Below are 21,245 nucleotides of genomic sequence, written 5' to 3' on the forward strand. Positions count from 1 at the left end.
GATCGTGCCGAGGCACGACCCTTATTTTTTTGCGTTGACCGTCCGCGCCGATGCAATCAACGTGGCCACGTCCTGTTCACGTCCCGCATGGAGCGCCTCGACGATGAAACTACCGACGACGACCCCGTCACAGGCTGATCCGAGCGTCCGGACCTGATCGGTGCGATGGACACCAAAACCGGCGAGCACCGGTACGGGCGAACGTGCCGTCAACGAACGCAAGTGCTCGAGTAACTCATCCGGGAACACGTCCGTCTTCCCAGTCGTCCCTTTGAGCGTCACCGCATAGACGAATCCTTCCGCCTGATCCAGAATCGTGTCGATGCGGGTCTGACTGCTCGTCAACGTGACGAGCGGTACGACCGCGACTCCGTGACGATCGATGCCAGCGAACAAATCGAGGCTCTCTTCAAACGGCAAATCGGGAATGATGACGCCACTGACCCCAGACGCTGCCGCCCGCTCGAAGAAACGCTCGACCCCGAACCGGAACACCGGATTCAAGTACGTCATCAAGACGATCGGCACCGAAAAACGACCCGTTCCTTCTATTAAATGGTCCAACACGTCCGTCAACGTCACACCTTGTTCGAGGGCGCGCATTCCAGCCGCCTCGATGATGGGACCGTCTGCCACCGGATCCGAGAATGGAATTCCGAGTTCGATGGCCGTCGCTCCCATCGCTTCTAGCCGTTCAATCGTCGGAATCAAGTGATCGAGTCCGCCGTCCCCGGCCATGATGTACGGGACGAACGCCGTCCCTTCACTCCGCTGTCGAATCGCTTCATCTAATCTCATCATTGAGTCACCCTTTCTCGAATCGTATGAACATCCTTATCCCCGCGACCAGATAGACAGATGACGAGCACGTCGTCCTCGTCCATCGTTTGGGCGAGCGTTTCCGCATAAGCGAGCGCATGCGATGACTCAAGTGCCGGAATAATCCCTTCTTGGCGGCTGAGCGACATGCAGGCCGCAAGTGCGTCTTCGTCCGTTACCGCCGCGTAGCGAACCCGCTCAATGTCTTTTAAGAAGCTGTGCTCTGGTCCGACACCCGGATAATCGAGCCCGGCCGAGACCGAGTGTGCTTCCTGGATTTGTCCGGCCGCGTCTTGCAAGACGTACATGAGCGACCCGTGGAGCACCCCGACCTCACCTTTCGTGAGCGTCGCCGCATGCTTGTCCGTATCGACGCCACTCCCTGCTGCCTCGACACCGTATAAGGCGACCGTTTCATCATTCAAGAACGGGTAGAACATGCCCATCGCGTTGCTCCCGCCACCGACACAAGCGACGACCGCGTCAGGGAGACGACCTGTCTTCTCGAGTACTTGGCGACGCGTCTCCGTCCCGATGACGCTTTGGAAATCGCGGACCATCGTCGGGAACGGGTGCGGTCCGAGCACCGACCCCATCACGTAATGCGTGTCATCGACGTGTTTGACCCAGTAACGGAGCGCCTCGTTGACGGCATCTTTCAGCGTTCGGCTCCCCGACTTGACGGGAACGACGGTCGCACCGAGTAGCTCCATCCGAAACACGTTCAATTCTTGACGTTCGACGTCGACCTCACCCATGAAAATCGTACATTCGAGATTGAGGAGCGCACATACCGTCGCCGTGGCGACACCATGCTGCCCGGCCCCTGTCTCGGCGACGACTTTTCGTTTGCCCATTCGTTTGGCGAGGAGTGCCTGACCGATTGTGTTGTTGATTTTATGAGCACCGGTATGGTTCAAATCTTCTCGTTTTAAATAGACGTTCGTCCCAAGACGGCGACTCATGTTCTCCGCATAATAGAGTGGCGTTTCCCGTCCTACATACTCACTGAGGAGATCGTTGAAGCGTTCCTGGAACTCAGGGTCTTGTTTCGCTTCCTCGTACGCCACTTCGAGCTCTTCGACCGCTTGCATGAGCGTCTCCGGTATATATTTCCCTCCATAGGGGCCGAACTTTCCGTTCACTGGTTGTGTATACATGATGCTTCCTCCTTGGCGCGTCGGATGAACGCGCGAATCTTATCGTGATCTTTCTGTCCGTTCGTTTCCACACCGCTCGAGACATCGACACCGTCCGGTCGCATGGCGCGAATCGCCGCACCGACATTGTCGATGTTCAATCCACCGGCGAGCCAAAACGTCTGCTGCGGCCGTTCGAGCTTCGCCCAATCGAGCGCCTGCCCACTGCCCGGTGTCGGTGCGTCGAGTAAAATGACGTCGGCCTCTGACTGGTGATCCGCTTCGATGATCGGGAGACCGAACTGACGGAACGTTTCAAGCGGCCGCGTCCGGCGGTGCAACTGGATATCGGTCAACCCGCAAGCGACGGCAGCTTCGACCTCTTTGACTGTTGGATCGAGAAACACGCCGACGACTCGGACATCTTCCGGGATTAACCCCCGAAGCCGCCGCGCCGTCGCGATATCGATTTGGCGCGGGCTGTCCGCAAAGACGAATCCGATGGCGTCCGCTCCGGCCTCGACAGCGACAGTCACGCTAGCCTCAGTTTTCAGTCCACATATTTTAACGAACATGACGTCAACTCCTCGATCAAGGCTGTCGGGTCGTCTTGCCGCATGAGCGCTTCTCCGACGAGAATCGCTCGGGCCCCGGTTGTCTGTAAACGTCGGGCCGCCTCGCCTGTGCTGACACCACTCTCGCTGACGAAAGCGACATCGGGATACTTCGTCATCAAATCGACCGATGTATCGAGCGATACCTCGAACGTCTTCAAGTTCCGATTATTGATGCCAATCAACACATCTCCGAGTTCAAGTGCCGTCTGGAGCTCGGCCTCATCGTGCACTTCGACGAGCACGTCGAGGCCGATTGATCGGGCATACGTCTTCAAGGCGTGGATTCGGCTCGGATGAAGCGCCGCGACGATTAACAGTGCTGCACTCGCCCCGGCCGCTTTGGCCCGGTCGAGTTGCCGTTCGTCGATGATGAAATCTTTACAGAGGACCGGGATTTCAACGGCGGCCGCGACGTCGCGCAAGTCGTCGAACGAACCTTGAAAATACGTCTCGTCCGTCAAGACGGAAATCATTGTCGCTCCCGCCCGTTCATACGTGCGGGCTCGCTCCGCGACGTCCACTTCGCCGCGAATCAACCCTTTCGACGGAGAAGCCCGTTTAATCTCCGCGATGACATGAAACCCTTCCCCCATCAATCGCTGTAGCGAGATCGGTGTCGTCTTCGCCACCTCGATGTCTTCCATTTGATTGACCTCTTCGATTTTCGTTCCGATGATTTTCGTCAAGTAGCTCATGCGCCAACCTCCGTTCGTTGTAATTGTTTGAGTACGCGGATGGCGTGCCCTTCTTCGATGCTTGCCGTTGCCGCGGCGACGCCTTCGCGAAGCGTCTGGACCGTCCCATATGTGCAGAGGGCGAGCGCGGCGTTCAATAAGACGACGTCTCGCGCCGATCCCTGCTCTCCGTTCAAGACGGCCAGGAGCGTCGCCGCATTCTCAGCTGGTGTCCCGCCTTGCAAGGCCGACAGCGGAGCTCGCATCAATCCGACGTCGCGCGGGTCGACGGTGTAACGGGCCACTTTGTCGCCGTTGAAGAACAAGACGTCATTTCTTCCAGCGAGACTCGCTTCATCCAGCCCGCCCGCCCCATGGACGACCATTCCGCGCTCGACGCCGAGGTGGCGCATCGCCGTCGCCATCTTCTCGATGAGCGATGGATGGTACACGCCGATCAATTGCCGCTTCGGCTTGAGCGGGTTCGTCAACGGGCCGATTTGATTGAAGATGGTCGCCGTTGCGAGTCGTTTCCGGACCGGCATGACGTGTTTCATGACCGGATGGATGTGTTGGGCGAACAAGAAACTCAAGTTCGTCCGCTCAAGGTCGGCGAGCATCGCCTCATGACTTTGGACGATCGGGATATTCAATGACTCGAGGACGTCGGCACTGCCTGACCGGCTCGACACGCTGCGATTCCCATGTTTGGCGACCGGGATGTTGAGCCCCGCTAAGACGAACGCGACCGTCGAGCTGATGTTGAACGTGTTCGCCCCGTCACCGCCTGTGCCACAGACGTCGAGCACAGGGAGCGTCGTCTCGGGGAACGTTGCCGCCTCACGAATATAGTCAGCGAGTCCGGCCATCTCCTCAGCCGTCTCACCGCGCGCTTTCATGGCGAGTAACACCTCGGCGATTTGCGCTTCATCGGCTTGGAACAGCTCGGCCGCTGCCAGTTTCATTTCATTCGTCGTCAATGGGTTCGTCAATAGTCGTGTTAACATGTCCGTTCCTCCTCAAGCATTTTGGGTATAAAAAAACTCCATACGACGTCTGTCGTATGGAGGACGGTATGGACCGCGGTGCCACCTCTCGTTGGATCGATTGATCCCACTTTCCGATGCTATCACATCGTATCCCGATAACGGAGGAAACCGTCATGACCTACTTGATTCAGCCATGCTCTCATGAGCCCATTCACGTGATGGCCTCGGCCGGGATCCCACCACCCCCGGCTCTCTGAACGAGACTTGTTCACGCTACTCTTCTCAATCACTGATTTATGATGTGTTGAAACGAAAAAGGGTCACCCGCCCGACTCATAGCTTGCGCTATGAGAAGGACGAGTAACCCCGTGGTGCCACCTTCGTTGGTTCCGTAGAACCCACTTCACGGACAAACATCCGCTTTCCCATGGTAACGGTGGGTGACCCGCTAAAGCCTACTAAAAGTTTCGGTTTAGAGCTCGGAAGTCCATTCGCGACGTCCCGCATACTGATTCACACCAACCATCAGCTCTCTGTCATACGGGGACCGTCGTTACTTCTCTTCGTCGACGCCTTTATTCGTTTCAATTAAGTTAACTCGTACTATACAGGTCGAGAAACCTCCTGTCAAACAAAAGCATGTAAAAAAACTTTGCTTCTATAGGTGCGGCCGAATCGATACCGTCTTTTGCGATTTCGCGAGTTGACACCCGATTTTTTTGTCTGCTATAGTCGTCCCCAACAACACTTCACTCAACTAAAGGAGAATTGACTTTGGAAACTAGCAAATTAAAACGTGAACTGTCCACGCGGCAGTTGACGATGATTTCGCTCGGTAGCGCCATCGGGACGGGCCTCTTCCTCGGAAGCGGGCTCGCTATCCAAACGGCAGGACCGAGTGTGCTCGTCAGTTACGCCATCGGAGCCTTCATCGTCCTGTTATTGATGGGCTGTCTCGCTGAGATGACCGTCGCCCATCCGACCTCGGGCTCGTTCGGCACAATCGCCGAACGCTATGTCCATCCGCTCGCCGGCTTTTTGGTCCGTTACTCGTACTGGGTCGCCAACGTCCTCGCCATCGGCGTCGAAGTGAGCGCAATCGCCATCTATATGCGGTACTGGTTCCCCGACGTGAACGGATTCGTCTGGGTCGCCGTATTCGGCGGATTGCTCATCTACGTCAACGCCCGGCACGTCCATACGTTCGGGACGACCGAATACTGGTTATCGTTCATCAAAGTAACGGCCATCATTCTATTTATCGTGCTCGGTGCCGCCACGCTGTTCGGTCAACCCGTTTCACCGATTGAATCCATCACAGCCGGCGATGAAGGCTTCTTCGCTTTCGGATTTTACGGCATGTGGGTGACGATTTTCATCTCCCTCTTCAGTTTCCTCGGGACCGAGCTCGTCGCCGTCACGGCCGGCGAAGCGAAAGACCCGGACCGTGCCGTCCCGAAAGCGTTGCGCGCGACCGTGTTCCGGTTGACGTTCTTTTATCTCGTCACAATCGCCATCATGCTCATGCTCATCCCTTGGCAGCAAGCCGGGATTGATCAAAGCCCATTCGTTCTCGTCATGCAGCAGTTCGACGTGCCTGGCGCAGCCGGCATTTTAAACTTTGTCATCTTGATCGCTGCGTTGTCAGCGATGAACGCTCAGCTCTATGCTTCAACGCGAATGATGTATTCCCTCGCCGAAGCTGGTGATGCTCCGCGTCTCTTTAAAAAAGTCAGCACTAGCGGGATTCCAATGCCCGCCTTGCTCGTCTCTACAGGCGGAATCATTCTCGCGGCGCTGCTTCAAGTGTTCATGGAATCGTCGTATCCGTTCCTCATGGGGATCTCGATGTTCGGAGCCATCTTCACATGGTTCATGGTATTCGTCTCGCACCTGTTCTTCCGCAAAAAGTGGACAGGACGCAAATTACCGGTCCGCATGATCGGTTACCCGTTCTTGCCGTTACTCGGTGCCGGACTATTGCTCAGCCTCATGATCACGACATGGTTCACCGACTTCAATATTCTGCTCAAGTTCGGGATTCCGTGGTTGGTCGGATTGACCGTCATCTATCTCGTGCGTGAGCACTTCCGCAAAGCGAACGAACAATTAAACGACATCGAACAAGCCAACTGAAACAAGCGCCTGTCCGCAACGGATAGGCGCTTGTTTTTTGGTTTTGATGGGACACAAAACGAGAACCTGTCACGATTGACGGGTCCTCGTTGATCATTAGAAGAACTGACGTGGGTTGACTGTGCTACCCGCGCTCGTTCCTGAGTACGAGTAGCTGCCTTGATGAACCTCGAAGTGCAAGTGTGAGCCAGTCGAGTTCCCTGTGCTACCCATCGCGCCGATGTTTTGGCCTTGTGTCACACGTTGACCGGCGCTTACTGAGACCGAGTTCATGTGGGCATAGACCGTCGTCCAAACTTGTCCGTTGATGACGTGGGCAATCATGACGTGATTCCCGTATGCGCCACCCCAGCCGGCACGGATGACCGTTCCCGTTGCCGAGGCACGGATTGGTGTTCCGACAGGTCCAGCGATATCGACGCCGTTATGGAACGAGTAGCCGAATTGACCGCTTGCCGGTCCCCATCCTTGTGAGAAACGTCCCGTTGTCGGTTGAATGAACATTGCGCCCGATGGTGCCGGTGCCGATGTGGTTGGTGCCATCGGAGCTGGTTTAGGCGCTGGTGCCGGCGCCGGCTTTGGTGCTGGCGCAGCCGGTTTCGGTGCCGGTGTGCTATTTTGTGTCGTCTGGTTTGAAGATGAAGACGACTGGGTATTATTGTTATTGTTCTGCTGTTTTTGAGCTGCTGCTCGTTCTGCCTCGGCTTTAGCCGCTGCCGCTCTTGCTTCTTCTGCTTGACGGGCCGCTGCTGCTGCTTGCGCCGCTTCTGCTTGGCGAGCTTCTTCAGCTTTACGGGCTGCTTCTTGACGAGCCGCCTCTTCAGCACGACGACGCGCTTCTTCTTCCTCACGACGTTGCGCTTCAATCTCAGCCGCAATCGCTTCTTCTTGCGCGATTAACGTCGCTTCGATTTCTTGAAGGTCGAAGATTTGCGATTCGAATTTGATATTCTTGTCCTCGAGCTCTTTGATGCGAGCTTCGCGCTGTTTCATCTTCTTCTCGAGTTGAGCTTGACGTACTTCTAGCGCTTTTTGTTGCTTCAAGAGCGATGTGCGTTCTTCTTTAAGTGATGCTTGCGCTTCTTGTAACGATTGACGCGTCGCTTCATAGTCTTCAAACAACTCTTGGTCGCTTCGTTGAATCGTTCCGGCCGTGATCATCCGTGTGATCAAGTCCGAGAAGTTTTTCGAACCGAAGATGAACTCAGCCCAATTGATTGAGCCGCCGCCATTCGTTTGCATCGTGGCCATACGCTCTTTCATCATTGCTTCTTGAGCCTTCATCTTCTTCTCATAGCCTTTAATGTCAGCTTCGAGGTCTTCAATTTTCAACTCAGTACGCTTGATTTCTTGGCGTTTCGCTGCGACATCATTGATGATGTCTTGAAGTTGGGCATCCATCTTGTTGACTTCAGCTTGAACTTTCGAGATTTCATTTTTATTTTGCTTAATTTTCGAAGACGTATTCGATTGGTTCTGTTTGACGTTATTCCGTTGCTCTTGCACTTTCTTCTGCTGCTCTTGTTTCTCCTTGATTGACGTCGAGGCATCAGCCACCGAGTGCGTCCCAAGAAGAAGCGCGCTAAGCGTGAGTGTCGAGACGGTGCGTTTCCAATTGATCAATGGGGACATCCTTTCTATTGACGGGGTTAGGGTTCACGTACTATTTAAAGGTCAGTCGTTTTGCTATGTAACAAAAACGATTATTTTTTTAGTTTCAACACGACTAATTATATCGAAGTGTCGAATGTTTTCCTGTTAAAGTTATATTTCACTTTTATTACGACGAAGGGGTGGGAAACCTTATACGGCTCCCCACCCCTTTATATTTCAACATTTTTTCACTTTTCTTTTCTCGAAACATAGTTGTAATAATAGATGAAAATAGGAAATTATTGACCTTATATTAAAAAAGTATAATCCAGGTATTTTTCTAAGTCTAACCATTTCCAAAAAACGTAAAAAGGGCCTATTTAGTCTCTCGCTCCAGGCGAAAAAGGCTAAACGGGCCAATTGTTCGTCGGTGTGGAGACAAGGGGTCTCACACCTTGAATGATACAGGAAGACTGTTAATCAGACGTTAACGTTTGATTACAATTTGAATGCGCCGATGATGACGAACACCCATGCGGCGATAAACAGCACGCCACCAATTGGTGTGACCGCTCCAAGCTTCGTGATTCCGGTCAATGCCATGACATACAGGCTGCCTGAGAAAAAGAGAATCCCGGCAAACATGAGCCATCCTGCTGTGTTGAACTGGCTAATGCTCACTTTCATCAAAATGCTCGCTAAAGCGATGATGCCGATAGCGTGAATCATATGATAGAGCACACCGGTCTGCCAATTCGCAAGCATATTCGGTGCCAGACGTTCTTTCAACGCATGGGCCCCGAACGCACCGAACGCGACGCCGAGCGCCATTAAAGCGGCGCCAATAATAAGTAAAGCTTTCATCACTAATTTCCCCCTTATCGCACTTTACGTGCAGGTAAATTCCACTTTCGATAGTAGGATATCACTCGAAGCGCCGCAACGACAACAAGTAACGTATAGACAGGAAGTCCTCCTTCAAGACGGAAATAATATGTGACGACCGCGATAATGATCGCCCAAATCGCATATACTTCCGATTGTAGGACGAGAGGCTTTCGGCCGGCCAACAAATCACGGACGACCCCGCCACCGACACCCGTCAAAACGGCCGCTGCAATCGCGGCCGATAATGGTAAATCAAGCTTGATGGCGACCTGTGCTCCTTGAAACGCGAAGGCGACGAGACCGATTGCGTCCACGATGACGCCCCAGCGTTCCCAATGCGGCAAAACAACGTTTGGCAGCAGGAAGATGAGCAATGCGACAAGAAAACAAAGGATGAAGAGATCGTTTTGTTGCCAAATCAAACTGACCGGGTTTCCGAGCAAGACGTTTCGGATGGCCCCGCCACCGAAAGCTGTTGTGAAAGCGAGCAACCATACCCCAAAAATATCATATTTCTCGTCCATCGCGATGATGGCACCGCTCGCCGCAAACGCAATCGTTCCGACGACGTTGAGTAATTCCCACTCCATAAATATCCCTTGCCCTTTCTTTAAAGCATTCTGTGGTAAAGTTAAGATATAAAAAATCAGATCAGTCGAGCGACTGCTTGTAAAGGATGTCGGTACTTTTATGAAACGAATCGCCTTGTTCCGCATATGGATTATCGTCACGATGTTCGCCCGATTCATCATTAAAATTTATGCATTCTCCCGCAAACAGCAACAAGGTCTCGCGTCAACCGAAGAGTATGAGACGCTCATGTTGAACCTTGCCCGCGAGTATAAGCGGAACGCACTCCGGCTCGAAGGGCTGCTCATCAAGCTCGGGCAGTTTCTATCGATTCGGGCCGACTTGTTGCCTCCTTCTGTATTGAACGAGTTATCCGAGCTCGTCGACCGTGTCCCTACATCAGGCTGGGACAAGTCCCGCGCCATCCTGGAAGCAGAATGGGGCGTCCCGTATACACAAGTTGTGAAAGACGTCGGAATCGACGCCGTCGCCTCTGCCTCAATCGGGGAAGTGTATGGCGCGACGTTGCTTGAGAACGGGAAGCGCGTCGCCTTGAAAATCCAGCGTCCAGACATTGAAAAGATCATTCGGACCGACTTCAAAGCGATGCGAATCGTCACGACGATGCTCAAGCGGACATCGCTGGCAAAATCGACCGACTTAGATAGCTTATATCGCCAAATGATTTTTGTCATCGGGGACGAGTTAAATTTCCAAACCGAATTGAAGAACGCCCATTATTTCAAAGCGAAATACGCCGATAACCCCGACGTGTACATCCCGGACTATTATGACCACCTTTGTACGAATCGGGTGTTGACGATGGATTGGGTCGAAGCCCGCCGCATCACCGACCTCGCTTTCTTAAAAGAAAATAATATCGACCGCTCCGCACTTGCCAAACGGTTGTTCACGATGGCAGCCGAGCAACTGTTGTTCGGCGGACAATTCCACGCCGACCCCCACCCCGGTAACGTCCAAATCCGGGCCGACGGGACGATCATCCTGCTCGACTTCGGAATGGTCGGGTCATCGACTGCCCAAGACATGGCGACGATCCGTAAAATCTTGCAGGCGTTCATCTCGCTTGATTATGACGGTGTCGTCGACGGACTTGAGGACTTGCGTTTCCTGTTGCCGACGGCGAACAAGCATAACATTCGTCAAGCGCTTGAAAAAGCGGTCACGTTCTATTTAGAGACCGATATCGATACGGTCGATACGAAGCTGATCGAAAAAGTGTTGCAAGATATCCAACTGCTCGTCAAGAACGAGCCGATCCAACTGCCGGCCGAGTTCGCCTTCTTCGGTCGGGCCGCTTCGACGCTGCTCGGGATTCTGCAAATCCTTGATTCAAAAATCGATTTGTTTACGCTCGGTAAACCGATTGTCATTCAATGGCTCGAGTCCGATGGGACGACGATTCAGAACCGTTACGTCATGACGGCGCTCAACTACGGCAAGAAGTTGCTGAACGCCCCGCCACTCCTCGATAACTATTTGAAAGAGCCGACCCGGAAGCGCCTGTCCGAACAAGCGATGTTCCAACGTGAGCTCGAGTCGAAAGAACTGCTCCACCGCCAGACGTTCAACTCAGGGGTCATCATCCTCGGCCTCGTCGTCGGGCTATTCGGCTATCTCCGACCGGATGAGTGGCTGTTTTGGTCAGGTGGGGTCGTCGCCGTCGTCGCCTACTTCAACTCAAGACGCCTCGGTCGAAAGATTCGTCATTTGGCCCGCCAAGATTTCCGCGTCTGAACCCGTCACTCCCTGGAGTGGCGGTTTTTTTCTGGAGCCACGTACCGATATAGGCGGCGACTTGCTGCAAATCCCGGTCGGTCGTCCATCCCATCGTGGAGACTTGGAGACAGTTCGCACGCCGCAAATAAACGCTCTCGTACTGCACTTGATAGCCATGGAACGCCAATTGATATCCTAGCTCAATCGAGGACAGTGTGTCTGGCAGCGCGAGCGAAAAAATGCCGGGCGCTTGATCGTCCCCGAGTTCAACCGATATACCGCGGCGCACCAGTTCATGTACGAACGCATCAAGTTTGGATTGATGGGTCGCAATCTCCGCGTCCGTCAGTTCGCGCAAGGCGACGTCCATCGCTTGAATGAGCGGGACCGATTGCGTGAAGGCGATTGGGTCATAGCCTGCCAAGTCTAAATAACGCGGAATCGACGGGTTCGGGACGGCTCGATCTCGCATGGCGACAAACGCCAATCCAGGGGCATTTCGGAGCGCTTTGCCCGAGACGAACGTCACCAGATGCGCGAACGAATAGTCGGTCACTTTCGTCCCAACCACACTGATGGCATCAATCGCAATCTTCGTCGGATGTGTGTGTGCATACTTACGCAACTGGTCCAAATCGACCAGCTTCCCCGTCGACGTCTCGCAATGGACCGTCCAAATCCAATCTGGTGCATGTTGTCCGATTCGCTTTAAGTCGAGACGACGCCCAGCCGAAAGCGGGACGACATCAAATTCAAGACCAGCCCGATTGGCATGGTCAATCAGCCGCCGTCCGAACTCCCCTGTGTCGATGATCACGCCACGTCCGTGCAACTGGGCAGCGACGGCATCGTTCGCAATCGTCCCGCTCCCGAGTAATGTGTAAACATGAGGCAACTTGACGAGATGGCTCAGCCTCGACTGGACCGAATGGAGCAAACGGCTGGCCTCAGTCGACCGATGTGATACCGGCTGAGCGGCAAGCGCAGCGCGCACTTGATTCGACAGTTCGACGGGACCGGCGAGGAGTAACTTTGGCCGCAACGTTCGAGCGGTCTCTGACTGCATGAACCCAGAGCGCGTCAACTGCATCGGCACGTATAACGCCTCCGCCGTCCCGACCGGTTGTGCGAACGGGATAAACCCGAACCGTCGATATAGCTTCTGTTCGCGTACGGTTCCGCTGATGACAATCCCTTCCACACCCCGGTCTGTCGCTTCCATGAGCATCGCTCGCATAAGTCCGGCAAACGTCCTTGTGTTCCGATAGGCGGGCGTCACAGCCAATAGTCGGACTTCAATCCACTCTCCCGGCGGCAGCGTCACACCTTTTTGTTCAAGTGAAAACGGGTGTTCGTCACGGATGGCACACATGGCGACGAGCTGCCCGTCTGCCAGCCCAATCCAGTATGTATTCGTATCATGGAAGCGATCGACGAGTCGTCGCTCCTCGTTCGGATGGTGTTGCGGGATTTCTTCGACAAACGTCTCATAGTTCAATCGATGAATCGCTTCCGCATCCCCCGGCGTCGCTCTTCGAAATTCAAGCACGTTGTTTCCCCCTTATATGATGGTACATGATCAAAATCATCGTCAAACTGGCCACACTGACATCTGTTGCGTCCCCCCAGGCCGCGAGCGGCAAGAGCATGAGCATGACAAGCCCCGTCTCGCGCGAGTTACGCGTCAGTTTGATGAGAATGAGCAACATGGCAAGTCCTGCTAAAAACCATAACGGGCTGTACGCTAATATAATTCCAGAAAATACGGCGTACCCCTTCCCACCGGTGCGAATATGCCACATCGGATAAATGTGCCCGAGCGTCAAGGCGAGTCCGGTCTCAAAAAAATATGGACCGCTGATTGACAACACGAGTACCGTCTTCAAGACGTCGAATCCGTAAACGAACAAGAACGCTCGCTTCCCGCCAATCCGTAACGCATTGCGGGCACCGGTGTTTCCCGACCCACTCGTTGCCAAGTCTTGACCGCTCCACCTGCCGTATAAGCGCCCGCCAAGTATACTGCCGACGACATAGCCCAAGATGATGACCCACATAGCGACCCCTCCCCCGTTGTAAAATTGTGTATGATTTTTGAAATCGGGTACCTTCTTAATGTGCACCTAGACGAAAGGGGAAATCAAGATGCGAGTGGAGAACAATTTCATCAACGGAGAATGGATTGATACATCGGACACGATCGTGGTGCGGAATCCCGCGACCGGCAACATTATGGCCACGGTGACAAAGAGCGACACCGCCGAAGCGAAACAGGCTGTCGATGCCGCCCACGACGCCTTGAAGGACTGGCAAGAGAAAACGGCAGAAGAACGAGGCGCCCTCCTGCTCGAATGGAATCGACTGATCGATGAACATACGGAAGCCATCGCTCGGACGATGGTCGAAGAGCAAGGCAAGCCGCTCCAAGAAGCCATCGGCGAAGTCCGCTATGCGAACGGCTTTATCGAGTGGTACGCCGCGGAAGGTCGGCGCGTGTACGGCGAGACGATTCCGGCATCGTCGAACAAGAAACGCATCTTTGCCATTAAACAACCGGTCGGCGTCGTCGCCGCCATCACCCCATGGAACTTCCCGGCCGCCATGATCACCCGAAAATTGGCGCCGGCGCTTGCCGCAGGTTGTACCGTCGTATTGAAACCGGCATCAGCGACACCATTGACGGCGATCGAACTCGTCAAACTGGCTGAGAAAGCAGGCTTCCCACCCGGTGTCATCAATCTTGTCACCGGGAAAGCTTCTGACATCGTGAACACGTGGCAACACGACCCCCGTGTCCGCAAATTGACGTTCACCGGTTCGACCGAGGTCGGCAAGACGCTCATGCGCGGCGCCGCCGATACAATGAAGAAAATCTCGCTCGAGCTCGGTGGTCACGCCCCGCTCATCGTAACGGCGCAGGCAGATCTCGACAAGGCCGTCCCGCAAGCCGTCGCCACGAAATTCCGTAACGGCGGACAGACGTGTGTCTGCGCCAACCGGATTTATGTCGAGCAGTCCATCGTCGATGCGTTCTCCGAAAAATTCATCGAGGCCGTCGCGGCGCTCGAAGTCGGGAACGGACTCGATGAAGGGACAGACATCGGCCCGCTCATCGACGAGGCTGCGGTCGATAAAGTCATGAAGCACTTGGAAGACGCCCAAATCCGGGGCGGGGAAATCACGGGTGGCGAACAGCTCGACGGATTGTTCGTCCGACCGGCCGTCGTCCGCTATGCGAATGAGGATATGCTATGTATGAACGAGGAGACGTTTGGGCCCGTCGCCCCAATCGCGTCGTTCGATACGCTCGAGGAAGTGATTGAGCGGGCGAACGCGACCCCGTTCGGTCTCGCCGCCTACGTGTTCACACAAGACATCAACGAGGCCCTCTATTTGGCCGAAGCGCTCGAATACGGCATCGTCGGAGTCAATGACGGTCTCCCGTCGACACCGCAAGCACCGTTCGGCGGGTGGAAGCAGAGCGGTCTCGGACGTGAAGGTGGTCACCATGGCATCGAAGAATTTTTGGAAATCAAATATATCTCGCTTGGCCTTTAAAGAAATTCCGGTTGAACGCGATGTTCAACCGGATTTTTTTATGATTCGATATACGTAATCAAGTCGTTCGGCGTCGCAATCACATGATCCGCGAGAGCCCATTCATCCTCGTTTCCAAACCCAAAGCCAGTCAAGACGACCGGGAAGTCATGGGCCCGAGCTGCTTCGACATCCGATTTCCGGTCCCCGACCATCACATAGTCGTTCTCGCCGTGACGGAGGCGATGCGCCGTCAAAATGTCGGCTTTTTTCTCACCACTTACGGATTCGAGGCATTCTGGCGCCGTCATGAACTGGCGAATGTTTTGCGAGTCAAGAATCAGGTTCAAATAATGGACGCCGCAGTTGCTCGCGGTCGTCAACGTATGCCCTTTTTTATGAAGCGCCTCGAGCATCTCGTAAATCCCGTCGAACAAGACGAGCTGTCCTTCCATCGCCCGCTCGAGCGTCTCATGCCGTAACTTGCGGATTTGGCGAATCTCTTCAATCGTCGCTTCCGGGATGACATGTTCCCAAAATGCGTTGCCGGCCAACCCGTAACCGGAACGGACCGCATCCTCACTCGGTTTCGGTAAATGCGGAAGTTGCTCCAACGCCTCGTGAATCGCTTGCGTCATCGGTCCGGTCGTGTCGACGAGCGTCCCATCGATATCAAATAAAATGACTGCCATTGTCTGGTCCCCTCTCTCTTTCCTATGTTCCTACCGTAGCAGAATCCCCTGAAAACCGAAAGCGGAAACGTCACACGCAAATCTCACCTCTAAAAGTGAAATTCAGAGTCCATAAAAAAACGGCTGAACAAATGTTCAACCGAGAACTGTCAGCCACGCCAGAAACTCATACCGCCTTTGACCGAGTAGACGTCCGTATAACCCGCGCTCTTCAACATGGCCGCGGCCCGTTGACTTCGCATCCCGCTTTGACAGATGACGTAGACCGGACGTTCTTTATCTTTCGGATATTGGGCACTCGCGTTCCCGAATCCCGATAACGGCACATTTTTCGCTTGCTTGATATGCCCGCCCCGGTATTCGTGTGGTTCGCGAACGTCGAGCAGTTGAATGTTTCGCTCTTCGGCAATCTTCCGTTTCAATTCATCCGTCGAAACTGTTTTGACGCTGTTTCGCTTCGTCCACCAAAAATAAATCAATCCGATCACTACTGCAACAAACAAGAAGTCAAGCATAGTCACGCCTCCGTTAGGTATAGTTTAGTTAACCCCATTATACCCCCTACGGTATATAAGTCAACGCGAACGCCTCACAAAAAAAGCTGTGCCACAGGGCACAGCTTAAAAGTCGAGCAATGAATCAGTTTTCGGTTTATCCTCTTCTTCAAGCGGAATTCCAAGGAACGCCGCCATCTGACGATCGAGCGGCGGCTTCGACTCGACCGGTTGGGCCACAGGAACCACTGCTTGTTGCGTCGGAGCCGAATCGGCGAGCAGTAGCTCGCAATACCCCATCAGCTTGGCCAAGTGGCGCTTCTGGGCCTCTCCGCTCGATTGTTCGATTTGTGTCATCACTTGCTTCATCTGCAGGATGACCTGTTGTTCCGTAATCATCTATCGCACACATCCTTTACCGTTCCATTCTGAGGCAAACGAGGGGCTGGCCGCAAGTCCGATGCTCGTCAGACGTGAGTCTCTGAGCGCTTCGTGAGCCATGTCTGGAACGCCTCAAAGTCGAACCTGACTTGATTAGCGTAAAATTGGGACCACCTTGTGATTTGACGGATAAACAGTGGGCGCGACACACCGATGGCCGTCGCGATGCGTTCACTCGCCTCATAATCGAGCACGTTTGCGTCCGCGTCCGCCCGGGCATGAATCTTGGCGGTGATTTCCGCCTGCACTTTCAACGTCTCGATGAGCGATTCCTCATTCTTGATGTGCTTCGCTTTCACTTTTCGCTTATACGGTGACCGCTGACGGACGTAGTATTCATTCCCATCAATCGTTAAGTAGCCGAGATACGGGTCACGACTGTGCACCATGGCACGCTGAGCCGCGATGACACGGGCCCCTTGATGGGACAGCCCGTCCTCAAACAATGGATGCGTCGGCAAGAAGAGAGACGGGACGGCCGATTGGGCTTGTTTCATTTCAAGGATGATATCCTCGTCATGCTCCTCGTCCGCGCCTTCAATCAAAATATAATAGCGTTCGAGTCCAATCGAAGCGGTGCCACTCTCACGTTTAATGGCGATATCTTTAATCTTGTAATGGTCGGCGTGATGGCGATGTTTCTCCGATAACGACGACAAATAGTCCGGCCATGCCTGCTTGATTTGCTTCGCCGTCTTCGGACTGACCGGAACGAGGTCGTCACTCGTCGCAAAGTAACGCTCCTCATCCCGCACTTCCGTCCGCTCGGCCATGAACGCGTCTTTCTTCTTCTCGGCCTTTTTAATCACTTTCTTGATCGCTTTGCACGTGTTTGCTTTCGTGAATTGGACATCCTCGTCTTTCCCATTCGCATAGCGCTCCATCGCGCGCGCATACGTGTCGGCATACGTCTCGATGGCCCGAGTTGCGTCAAAACCTGACTCGGCGGCAAACAAGTCGACCGAGATGGCCATGCGCAGCACGTCAAACAAATAAGAGCCGAGATACGCCTCATCAAAATCGTTCACATCGTAAATGATCGTCCCGGCCCCATCTTCGAACACACCGAAGTTTTCAAAATGCAAGTCCCCTTGAATGAACGTCGGATGGGACGCGTCGGTATCGAACGCGAGCGGCACTTTCGCAAAGTCATAATAGAACAAGTGCGAACTCCCCCGGAAAAACGAGAACGGGGTCGCGCTCATCTTGTTGTACTTCTCATCTCTAGCCGCTTCCGATAGATTCCGAATCGATTTGTCGTAGTAATCCAAGACGGTCGCGAGCGTCTCACGACGGATCTGTTGTTTGACGGATGTGAACATGGCCTTCTCTCCTTCACACATCGAATAAGTGCTTGTACTCTCCATATCCTGCAGACTCGAGTTCTTCTTTTGGAATGAAACGAAGCGCTGCCGAGTTGATGCAGTAGCGCAGACCCCCTAGTTCTTTCGGGCCGTCATCGAATAAGTGACCGAGGTGACTGTCGGCTCCTTTCGAGCGGACTTCAGTCCGGACCATATGGTGCGTCGTGTCCATGTTCATGTCGATACGCTTTTCCTCGATCGGACGGGCGAAGCTCGGCCAGCCGCAATTCGACTGGAACTTGTCGCGCGACGTGAAGAGCGGCGTACCATCAATCACGTCGACATACAATCCTTCTCGCTCCTCGTCCCAATACTCATTTTGAAACGGGGGTTCGGTCCCGTTCTCTTGCGTGACTTTATATTGGATCGGCGTCAAGCGGTCTTTCAGTTCTTTCTGAATTTTCTTGTCGCTCCACGCCTCTTTCACAAACTTGGCACGGCCTGAACCGACCCGGTACATTTCGTAGCGGAACGGATTTTTCTTATAGTAGTCTTGATGATAGTCTTCGGCTTCCCAAAACGTTTTCGCGGGACGAATCTCGACTTCAATCGGTCGGTCGAATCGACCTGAGTCCTCGATTTCTTGCTTTGAACGTTCCGCTGCCACGCGCTGTTCTTCCGAATGATAGAAGATGGCCGGTCGATAAGACTCACCGCGGTCGTTGAATTGTCCGCCGCCATCGGTCGGGTCGATTTGACGCCAATAGATGCGCAACAGTTCCTCATATGAAATGACTTCCGGGTCAAACGTGACCTCGATCGCCTCAAGGTGACCGGTCGTCTCCGAACAGACTTGTTGATAGGTCGGGTTGTCGACGTGCCCGCCCGTGTAACCGGAAATGACGCGCTCGACCCCTTCGTATTTATGAAACGGTTTGACCATGCACCAAAAACAGCCTCCCGCAAATGTAGCTTTTGCCATAATAAATCCCTCCTTACTATGTAGTGTACCCAAAAAATCTCGTCGACAACAAAAAACGAGAACCACGAACGTGTTCTCGTCTTAGTCTTCCTCGACCTGATTCATGTGCCGCATCACTAAAAATAAGATGACGCCGACGATAAGCGCCCCGAGCACGGTCAACGCCATATTCCCTCGAGCCGATAATGTATAAAAGATGGCCAACCCGATCAAGATGAGCGCGATCGGAATGAACGCTCGCTTAAAATGATCCCAATACCGCACGGACAGTCCCCCTTTTTTTCTATCATACCAAATTTGTTTGCTATGATAGAGAGGAAGATGATGTTTCATTTCGAAGGAGGCACTTAGTATGGAGGTTGAACGGTTATGGGCCAATCGCCCGACACTGATGTGGGAAGACCGGATGAATGAAGGCGATGACGTGTATACCGTCGAGATCATCTTTGCCGTTGACGCCGCGCTCCGACGGTACGTGACCGCATTGACACATGCAGACGGGACGGAAGTAAACGTGTTAACGGCCGTCCGCGACGTCGTATTGCGTTTAAACGAAATTGATGAAGAACACGACCATTTCATCGAGACGGTCGAGCGTGAGGAATTGTACGACTTCATACAAGCCGGTGCCGTTCTAGCTGGTTATGAGACAACAGAAGACGTGACGGAAGAATGGCGGGAATGGTGAACACATTCCCTTCATTCAAAGAGCGTCAACTTGATTTGAATATGCTAAACTGAAACTAATTATTTCCATTTCACGTTAGGGGATGCGTTCATGCTCACAATCATCAACTCATTTTTTCTGAATCTGTGTATCCTGTTCACGTTATTCACGATTTCGTTTCTCCCTTTCCGCAACCATCCACGACTCACACCGAAATCGCCGTTGAAAGGCAGAATCCTGCTCGGCGTTCAAACCGGGGTCGTCGCCTTGATTTTACTGGCGAACGCACTGCCGCTTGAAGGTATCCTGATTGATTTGCGCTCCATACCAATCTCACTTGCCGTCCTGTTCGGTGGATGGGTCAGCGGAACGGTCGCAGCCGTCATCTTTTTGACCGCCCGATTTTTGATGGTCACCGATGGCGCATATATCGGTTTTTATTTGGCCGTCTTGACGATGATCGGGCTCGTCCTTCCTATTAGTCTATTGCGACTCAAACTCGATAATACTCGCAATACGCTACTCACTTTCACGACAATCAGTGTCGCTGTTTTCGGTGCCGCTATCTATTACGCGTTACCGCTTCAATTGTTCTATCCCGTTATCTTTGCCTACGTCGTGATGGCATACGGCGGTGCCTATGCAGCTTACCGGTTACTTCAAGAACTGCGCCGTCACTTTGAGAACGTCCAGCACCAGCAACAACTTGCCCGGACGGACGCACTGACCGGCATCGCCAACCGGCGTCTATTAAATGAAGCCATGGCCAACCTGAACGTCGAGGCAAAAGAGTACGCGTTGATCCTTGTCGATATCGATCATTTCAAGCGCGTGAATGACACGTACGGCCATGACGTCGGCGACGACGTATTACGTGAACTCGGCATGCTACTCGTCGCCGAGAGCGAGGAACGACATCTCGTCGGTCGCTTCGGTGGAGAAGAATTTTTAATCATCATGCCGAACGCCAATCGAGATGAAGTGACTCGCCTCGCTGAATCTATACGAGAAAAAGTCTCGACGTTCCCGTTCGAGACGAGCGCGGGGACGCTCCATATCACCGTTTCGCTCGGGGCCTGCCATTCGAACGATATCGAAGTCGACAGCGTGTTGAAACATGCCGACGAAGCGTTATACCACGCAAAGGAATCGGGACGAAATCGATTCATTCTGGCGTCGTAAAGCGCCTCATGTTCGCAAAAGATTGCGATTTTCCGCAGTTTTCCCGCTTTACTTTCAACTAGTGAATCGGTACACTAGGCTAGACTTTGATTCGACTATCCTTACAGTGATCATAGATTTGGACAGAAAAAGGGGAAACACATTTCATGACAGTATTGTTATCACTATTCGGTTTGATGTTTGTGGGATCGTTCATCCTCGACTATCAACGTGGCAAGACGTTCCGGCAGTCGCTCTTCGGGGGAGTCGATACGATGAAACGGAACTTGTTTATCTTTTTACGCACGTCCCTCTCGATGATGATTTTTATCGGTCCGCTCCTACTCATCTCCATGTTCGCCTTCTCAGAACTCGTATCGTTCGAGACGGTCGCCGCCTTCATGATTGCCGTGCTCAGCATCGGGTTCGCGGAACGCATCATCGGGATGATCGTCGCACCGCTCGTCCGGACGTTCTGGCACCAACGCGGAAAATTAATGCCGCTCTATCTTGATGCAGGTCTTTACATTTTCTTGCTGTCGATTCTCATCCTCGAGTTCTTGATGAACATTCCAGGTGTTGAACTCGGTGCTTCTGCCATCGCGGTATTTTATGCGTTCGCGCTCTTCTATACTCGTTACTTGTTCAGCTTACTTCGCTTCACGCTTCGCAAGGGCGTACCGTCGAGCTGACAACAATCCGCAAACAGTTTGGTTTGCGGTTTTTTTGTACATTTTACTAATTGACAATGAGAATCGTTATCACTTATACTTTAGTTGTAGCTCCCAAAGCTTGACGTAAA

At 53.3% G+C, this 21,245-nt stretch carries 22 protein-coding genes and 2 other annotated features; of the genes, 6 read left to right on the forward strand and 16 right to left on the reverse strand.

The annotated features are described in order from the left end of the window. Nucleotides 1-21: 21 nt before the first annotated feature. Genes trpA through trpD form a run of 5 tightly spaced genes read right to left on the reverse strand, consistent with a single transcriptional unit; the run spans nucleotide 22 to nucleotide 4,256 of the window. Nucleotides 22-798 (reverse strand): tryptophan synthase subunit alpha, encoded by a 777-nt coding sequence (trpA, locus tag KNP74_RS12230; protein ID WP_138858681.1) that lies wholly within the window; start codon nucleotides 796-798, stop codon nucleotides 22-24. Then, the gene (gene trpB, locus KNP74_RS12235) at nucleotides 798-1,979 is read right to left on the reverse strand and encodes a tryptophan synthase subunit beta (protein WP_214764424.1); all 1,182 of its coding nucleotides are present in this window, start codon (nucleotides 1,977-1,979) and stop codon (nucleotides 798-800) included. Before trpB ends, trpA begins: the two co-directional genes overlap by 1 nt. Further along, a complete protein-coding gene (locus KNP74_RS12240; RefSeq protein ID WP_214764425.1) occupies nucleotides 1,961-2,533 on the reverse strand; it encodes a phosphoribosylanthranilate isomerase in 573 nt (190 codons plus the stop codon). Before KNP74_RS12240 ends, trpB begins: the two co-directional genes overlap by 19 nt. After that, nucleotides 2,509-3,270, reverse strand: a complete 762-nt coding sequence (trpC, locus tag KNP74_RS12245) for an indole-3-glycerol phosphate synthase TrpC (protein ID WP_214764427.1) — start codon at nucleotides 3,268-3,270, stop codon at nucleotides 2,509-2,511. The genes KNP74_RS12240 and trpC overlap by 25 nt, the downstream gene beginning before the upstream one ends. Then, nucleotides 3,267-4,256 carry an anthranilate phosphoribosyltransferase gene (gene trpD / locus KNP74_RS12250; protein WP_214764428.1) on the reverse strand — a complete coding sequence of 330 codons (990 nt, stop codon included), beginning with the start codon at nucleotides 4,254-4,256 and terminating at the stop codon, nucleotides 3,267-3,269. Before trpD ends, trpC begins: the two co-directional genes overlap by 4 nt. A 56-nt stretch (nucleotides 4,257-4,312) precedes the next feature. Further along, nucleotides 4,313-4,537: a binding site (T-box leader), on the reverse strand. A gap of 50 nt (nucleotides 4,538-4,587) precedes the next feature. Then, nucleotides 4,588-4,817 (reverse strand) — a binding site (T-box leader). 189 nt (nucleotides 4,818-5,006) lie between these two features. Here trpD and KNP74_RS12255 point away from each other — a divergent pair. Further along, nucleotides 5,007-6,374 carry an amino acid permease gene (locus tag KNP74_RS12255; protein WP_371743441.1) on the forward strand — a complete coding sequence of 456 codons (1,368 nt, stop codon included), beginning with the start codon at nucleotides 5,007-5,009 and terminating at the stop codon, nucleotides 6,372-6,374. Nucleotides 6,375-6,470: 96 nt separating this feature from the next. On the opposite strand, the gene KNP74_RS12260 is transcribed toward KNP74_RS12255, so the two are convergent. From KNP74_RS12260 to KNP74_RS12270, 3 genes are all read right to left on the reverse strand, one after another. Next, complete coding sequence (locus KNP74_RS12260) at nucleotides 6,471-8,006, reverse strand: murein hydrolase activator EnvC family protein (RefSeq protein WP_138858675.1); 1,536 nt, start codon at nucleotides 8,004-8,006, stop codon at nucleotides 6,471-6,473. 459 nt (nucleotides 8,007-8,465) lie between these two features. Then, on the reverse strand, nucleotides 8,466-8,831 hold the full coding sequence (locus tag KNP74_RS12265) for a DUF423 domain-containing protein (RefSeq protein WP_029594578.1): 366 nt from the start codon (nucleotides 8,829-8,831) through the stop codon (nucleotides 8,466-8,468). A 14-nt stretch (nucleotides 8,832-8,845) separates the two neighbouring features. Beyond that, nucleotides 8,846-9,445: a trimeric intracellular cation channel family protein gene (locus KNP74_RS12270; protein ID WP_029594577.1), complete on the reverse strand. Its 600-nt coding sequence runs from the start codon at nucleotides 9,443-9,445 to the stop codon at nucleotides 8,846-8,848. Between the two features lie 100 nt (nucleotides 9,446-9,545). Here KNP74_RS12270 and KNP74_RS12275 point away from each other — a divergent pair, with 100 nt between their 5' ends. Next, entirely contained in the window at nucleotides 9,546-11,183 is a 1,638-nt protein-coding gene (locus KNP74_RS12275) for an ABC1 kinase family protein (protein ID WP_214764429.1), read from the forward strand. Here KNP74_RS12275 and KNP74_RS12280 read toward each other — a convergent pair. After that, nucleotides 11,122-12,714 (reverse strand): GNAT family N-acetyltransferase, encoded by a 1,593-nt coding sequence (locus KNP74_RS12280; protein WP_214764430.1) that lies wholly within the window; start codon nucleotides 12,712-12,714, stop codon nucleotides 11,122-11,124. The genes KNP74_RS12275 and KNP74_RS12280 overlap by 62 nt on opposite strands. Continuing rightward, a complete protein-coding gene (locus KNP74_RS12285) occupies nucleotides 12,707-13,222 on the reverse strand; it encodes a glycerol-3-phosphate acyltransferase (RefSeq protein WP_029594574.1) in 516 nt (171 codons plus the stop codon). The genes KNP74_RS12280 and KNP74_RS12285 overlap by 8 nt, the downstream gene beginning before the upstream one ends. 88 nt (nucleotides 13,223-13,310) lie before the next feature. On the opposite strand from KNP74_RS12285, the gene KNP74_RS12290 reads away from it, so the two are divergent. Further along, on the forward strand, nucleotides 13,311-14,723 hold the full coding sequence (locus tag KNP74_RS12290) for an NAD-dependent succinate-semialdehyde dehydrogenase (protein ID WP_214764431.1): 1,413 nt from the start codon (nucleotides 13,311-13,313) through the stop codon (nucleotides 14,721-14,723). A gap of 38 nt (nucleotides 14,724-14,761) precedes the next feature. Here KNP74_RS12290 and KNP74_RS12295 read toward each other — a convergent pair whose 3' ends face one another. From KNP74_RS12295 to KNP74_RS12320, 6 genes are all read right to left on the reverse strand, one after another. After that, nucleotides 14,762-15,394, reverse strand: a complete 633-nt coding sequence (locus tag KNP74_RS12295) for an HAD family hydrolase (RefSeq protein WP_021065989.1) — start codon at nucleotides 15,392-15,394, stop codon at nucleotides 14,762-14,764. 149 nt (nucleotides 15,395-15,543) lie between these two features. Continuing rightward, nucleotides 15,544-15,909 carry a rhodanese-like domain-containing protein gene (locus KNP74_RS12300; RefSeq protein ID WP_035385631.1) on the reverse strand — a complete coding sequence of 122 codons (366 nt, stop codon included), beginning with the start codon at nucleotides 15,907-15,909 and terminating at the stop codon, nucleotides 15,544-15,546. 105 nt (nucleotides 15,910-16,014) lie between these two features. Further along, a complete protein-coding gene (locus tag KNP74_RS12305; protein ID WP_058764957.1) occupies nucleotides 16,015-16,287 on the reverse strand; it encodes a DUF5327 family protein in 273 nt (90 codons plus the stop codon). 68 nt (nucleotides 16,288-16,355) lie between these two features. Further along, nucleotides 16,356-17,651 (reverse strand): DUF2252 domain-containing protein, encoded by a 1,296-nt coding sequence (locus tag KNP74_RS12310; protein WP_214764432.1) that lies wholly within the window; start codon nucleotides 17,649-17,651, stop codon nucleotides 16,356-16,358. A gap of 13 nt (nucleotides 17,652-17,664) precedes the next feature. Continuing rightward, a complete protein-coding gene (gene msrA / locus KNP74_RS12315; protein ID WP_138858672.1) occupies nucleotides 17,665-18,615 on the reverse strand; it encodes a peptide-methionine (S)-S-oxide reductase MsrA in 951 nt (316 codons plus the stop codon). An 81-nt stretch (nucleotides 18,616-18,696) separates the two neighbouring features. Beyond that, nucleotides 18,697-18,879 carry a hypothetical protein gene (locus KNP74_RS12320; protein WP_138858671.1) on the reverse strand — a complete coding sequence of 61 codons (183 nt, stop codon included), beginning with the start codon at nucleotides 18,877-18,879 and terminating at the stop codon, nucleotides 18,697-18,699. A gap of 88 nt (nucleotides 18,880-18,967) precedes the next feature. Between KNP74_RS12320 and KNP74_RS12325 the strand changes: the two genes are divergently transcribed. From KNP74_RS12325 to KNP74_RS12335, 3 genes are all read left to right on the forward strand, one after another. Beyond that, on the forward strand, nucleotides 18,968-19,303 hold the full coding sequence (locus KNP74_RS12325; protein ID WP_138858670.1) for a hypothetical protein: 336 nt from the start codon (nucleotides 18,968-18,970) through the stop codon (nucleotides 19,301-19,303). Between the two features lie 90 nt (nucleotides 19,304-19,393). Next, nucleotides 19,394-20,464: a GGDEF domain-containing protein gene (locus KNP74_RS12330; protein WP_138858669.1), complete on the forward strand. Its 1,071-nt coding sequence runs from the start codon at nucleotides 19,394-19,396 to the stop codon at nucleotides 20,462-20,464. A 146-nt stretch (nucleotides 20,465-20,610) separates the two neighbouring features. Continuing rightward, nucleotides 20,611-21,135 carry a hypothetical protein gene (locus KNP74_RS12335; protein ID WP_138858668.1) on the forward strand — a complete coding sequence of 175 codons (525 nt, stop codon included), beginning with the start codon at nucleotides 20,611-20,613 and terminating at the stop codon, nucleotides 21,133-21,135. Nucleotides 21,136-21,245 lie beyond the last annotated feature (110 nt).

It is taken from the genome of Exiguobacterium sp. s141 (assembly GCF_018618085.1).
GTDB classification, from domain to species: domain Bacteria; phylum Bacillota; class Bacilli; order Exiguobacteriales; family Exiguobacteriaceae; genus Exiguobacterium; species Exiguobacterium mexicanum_A.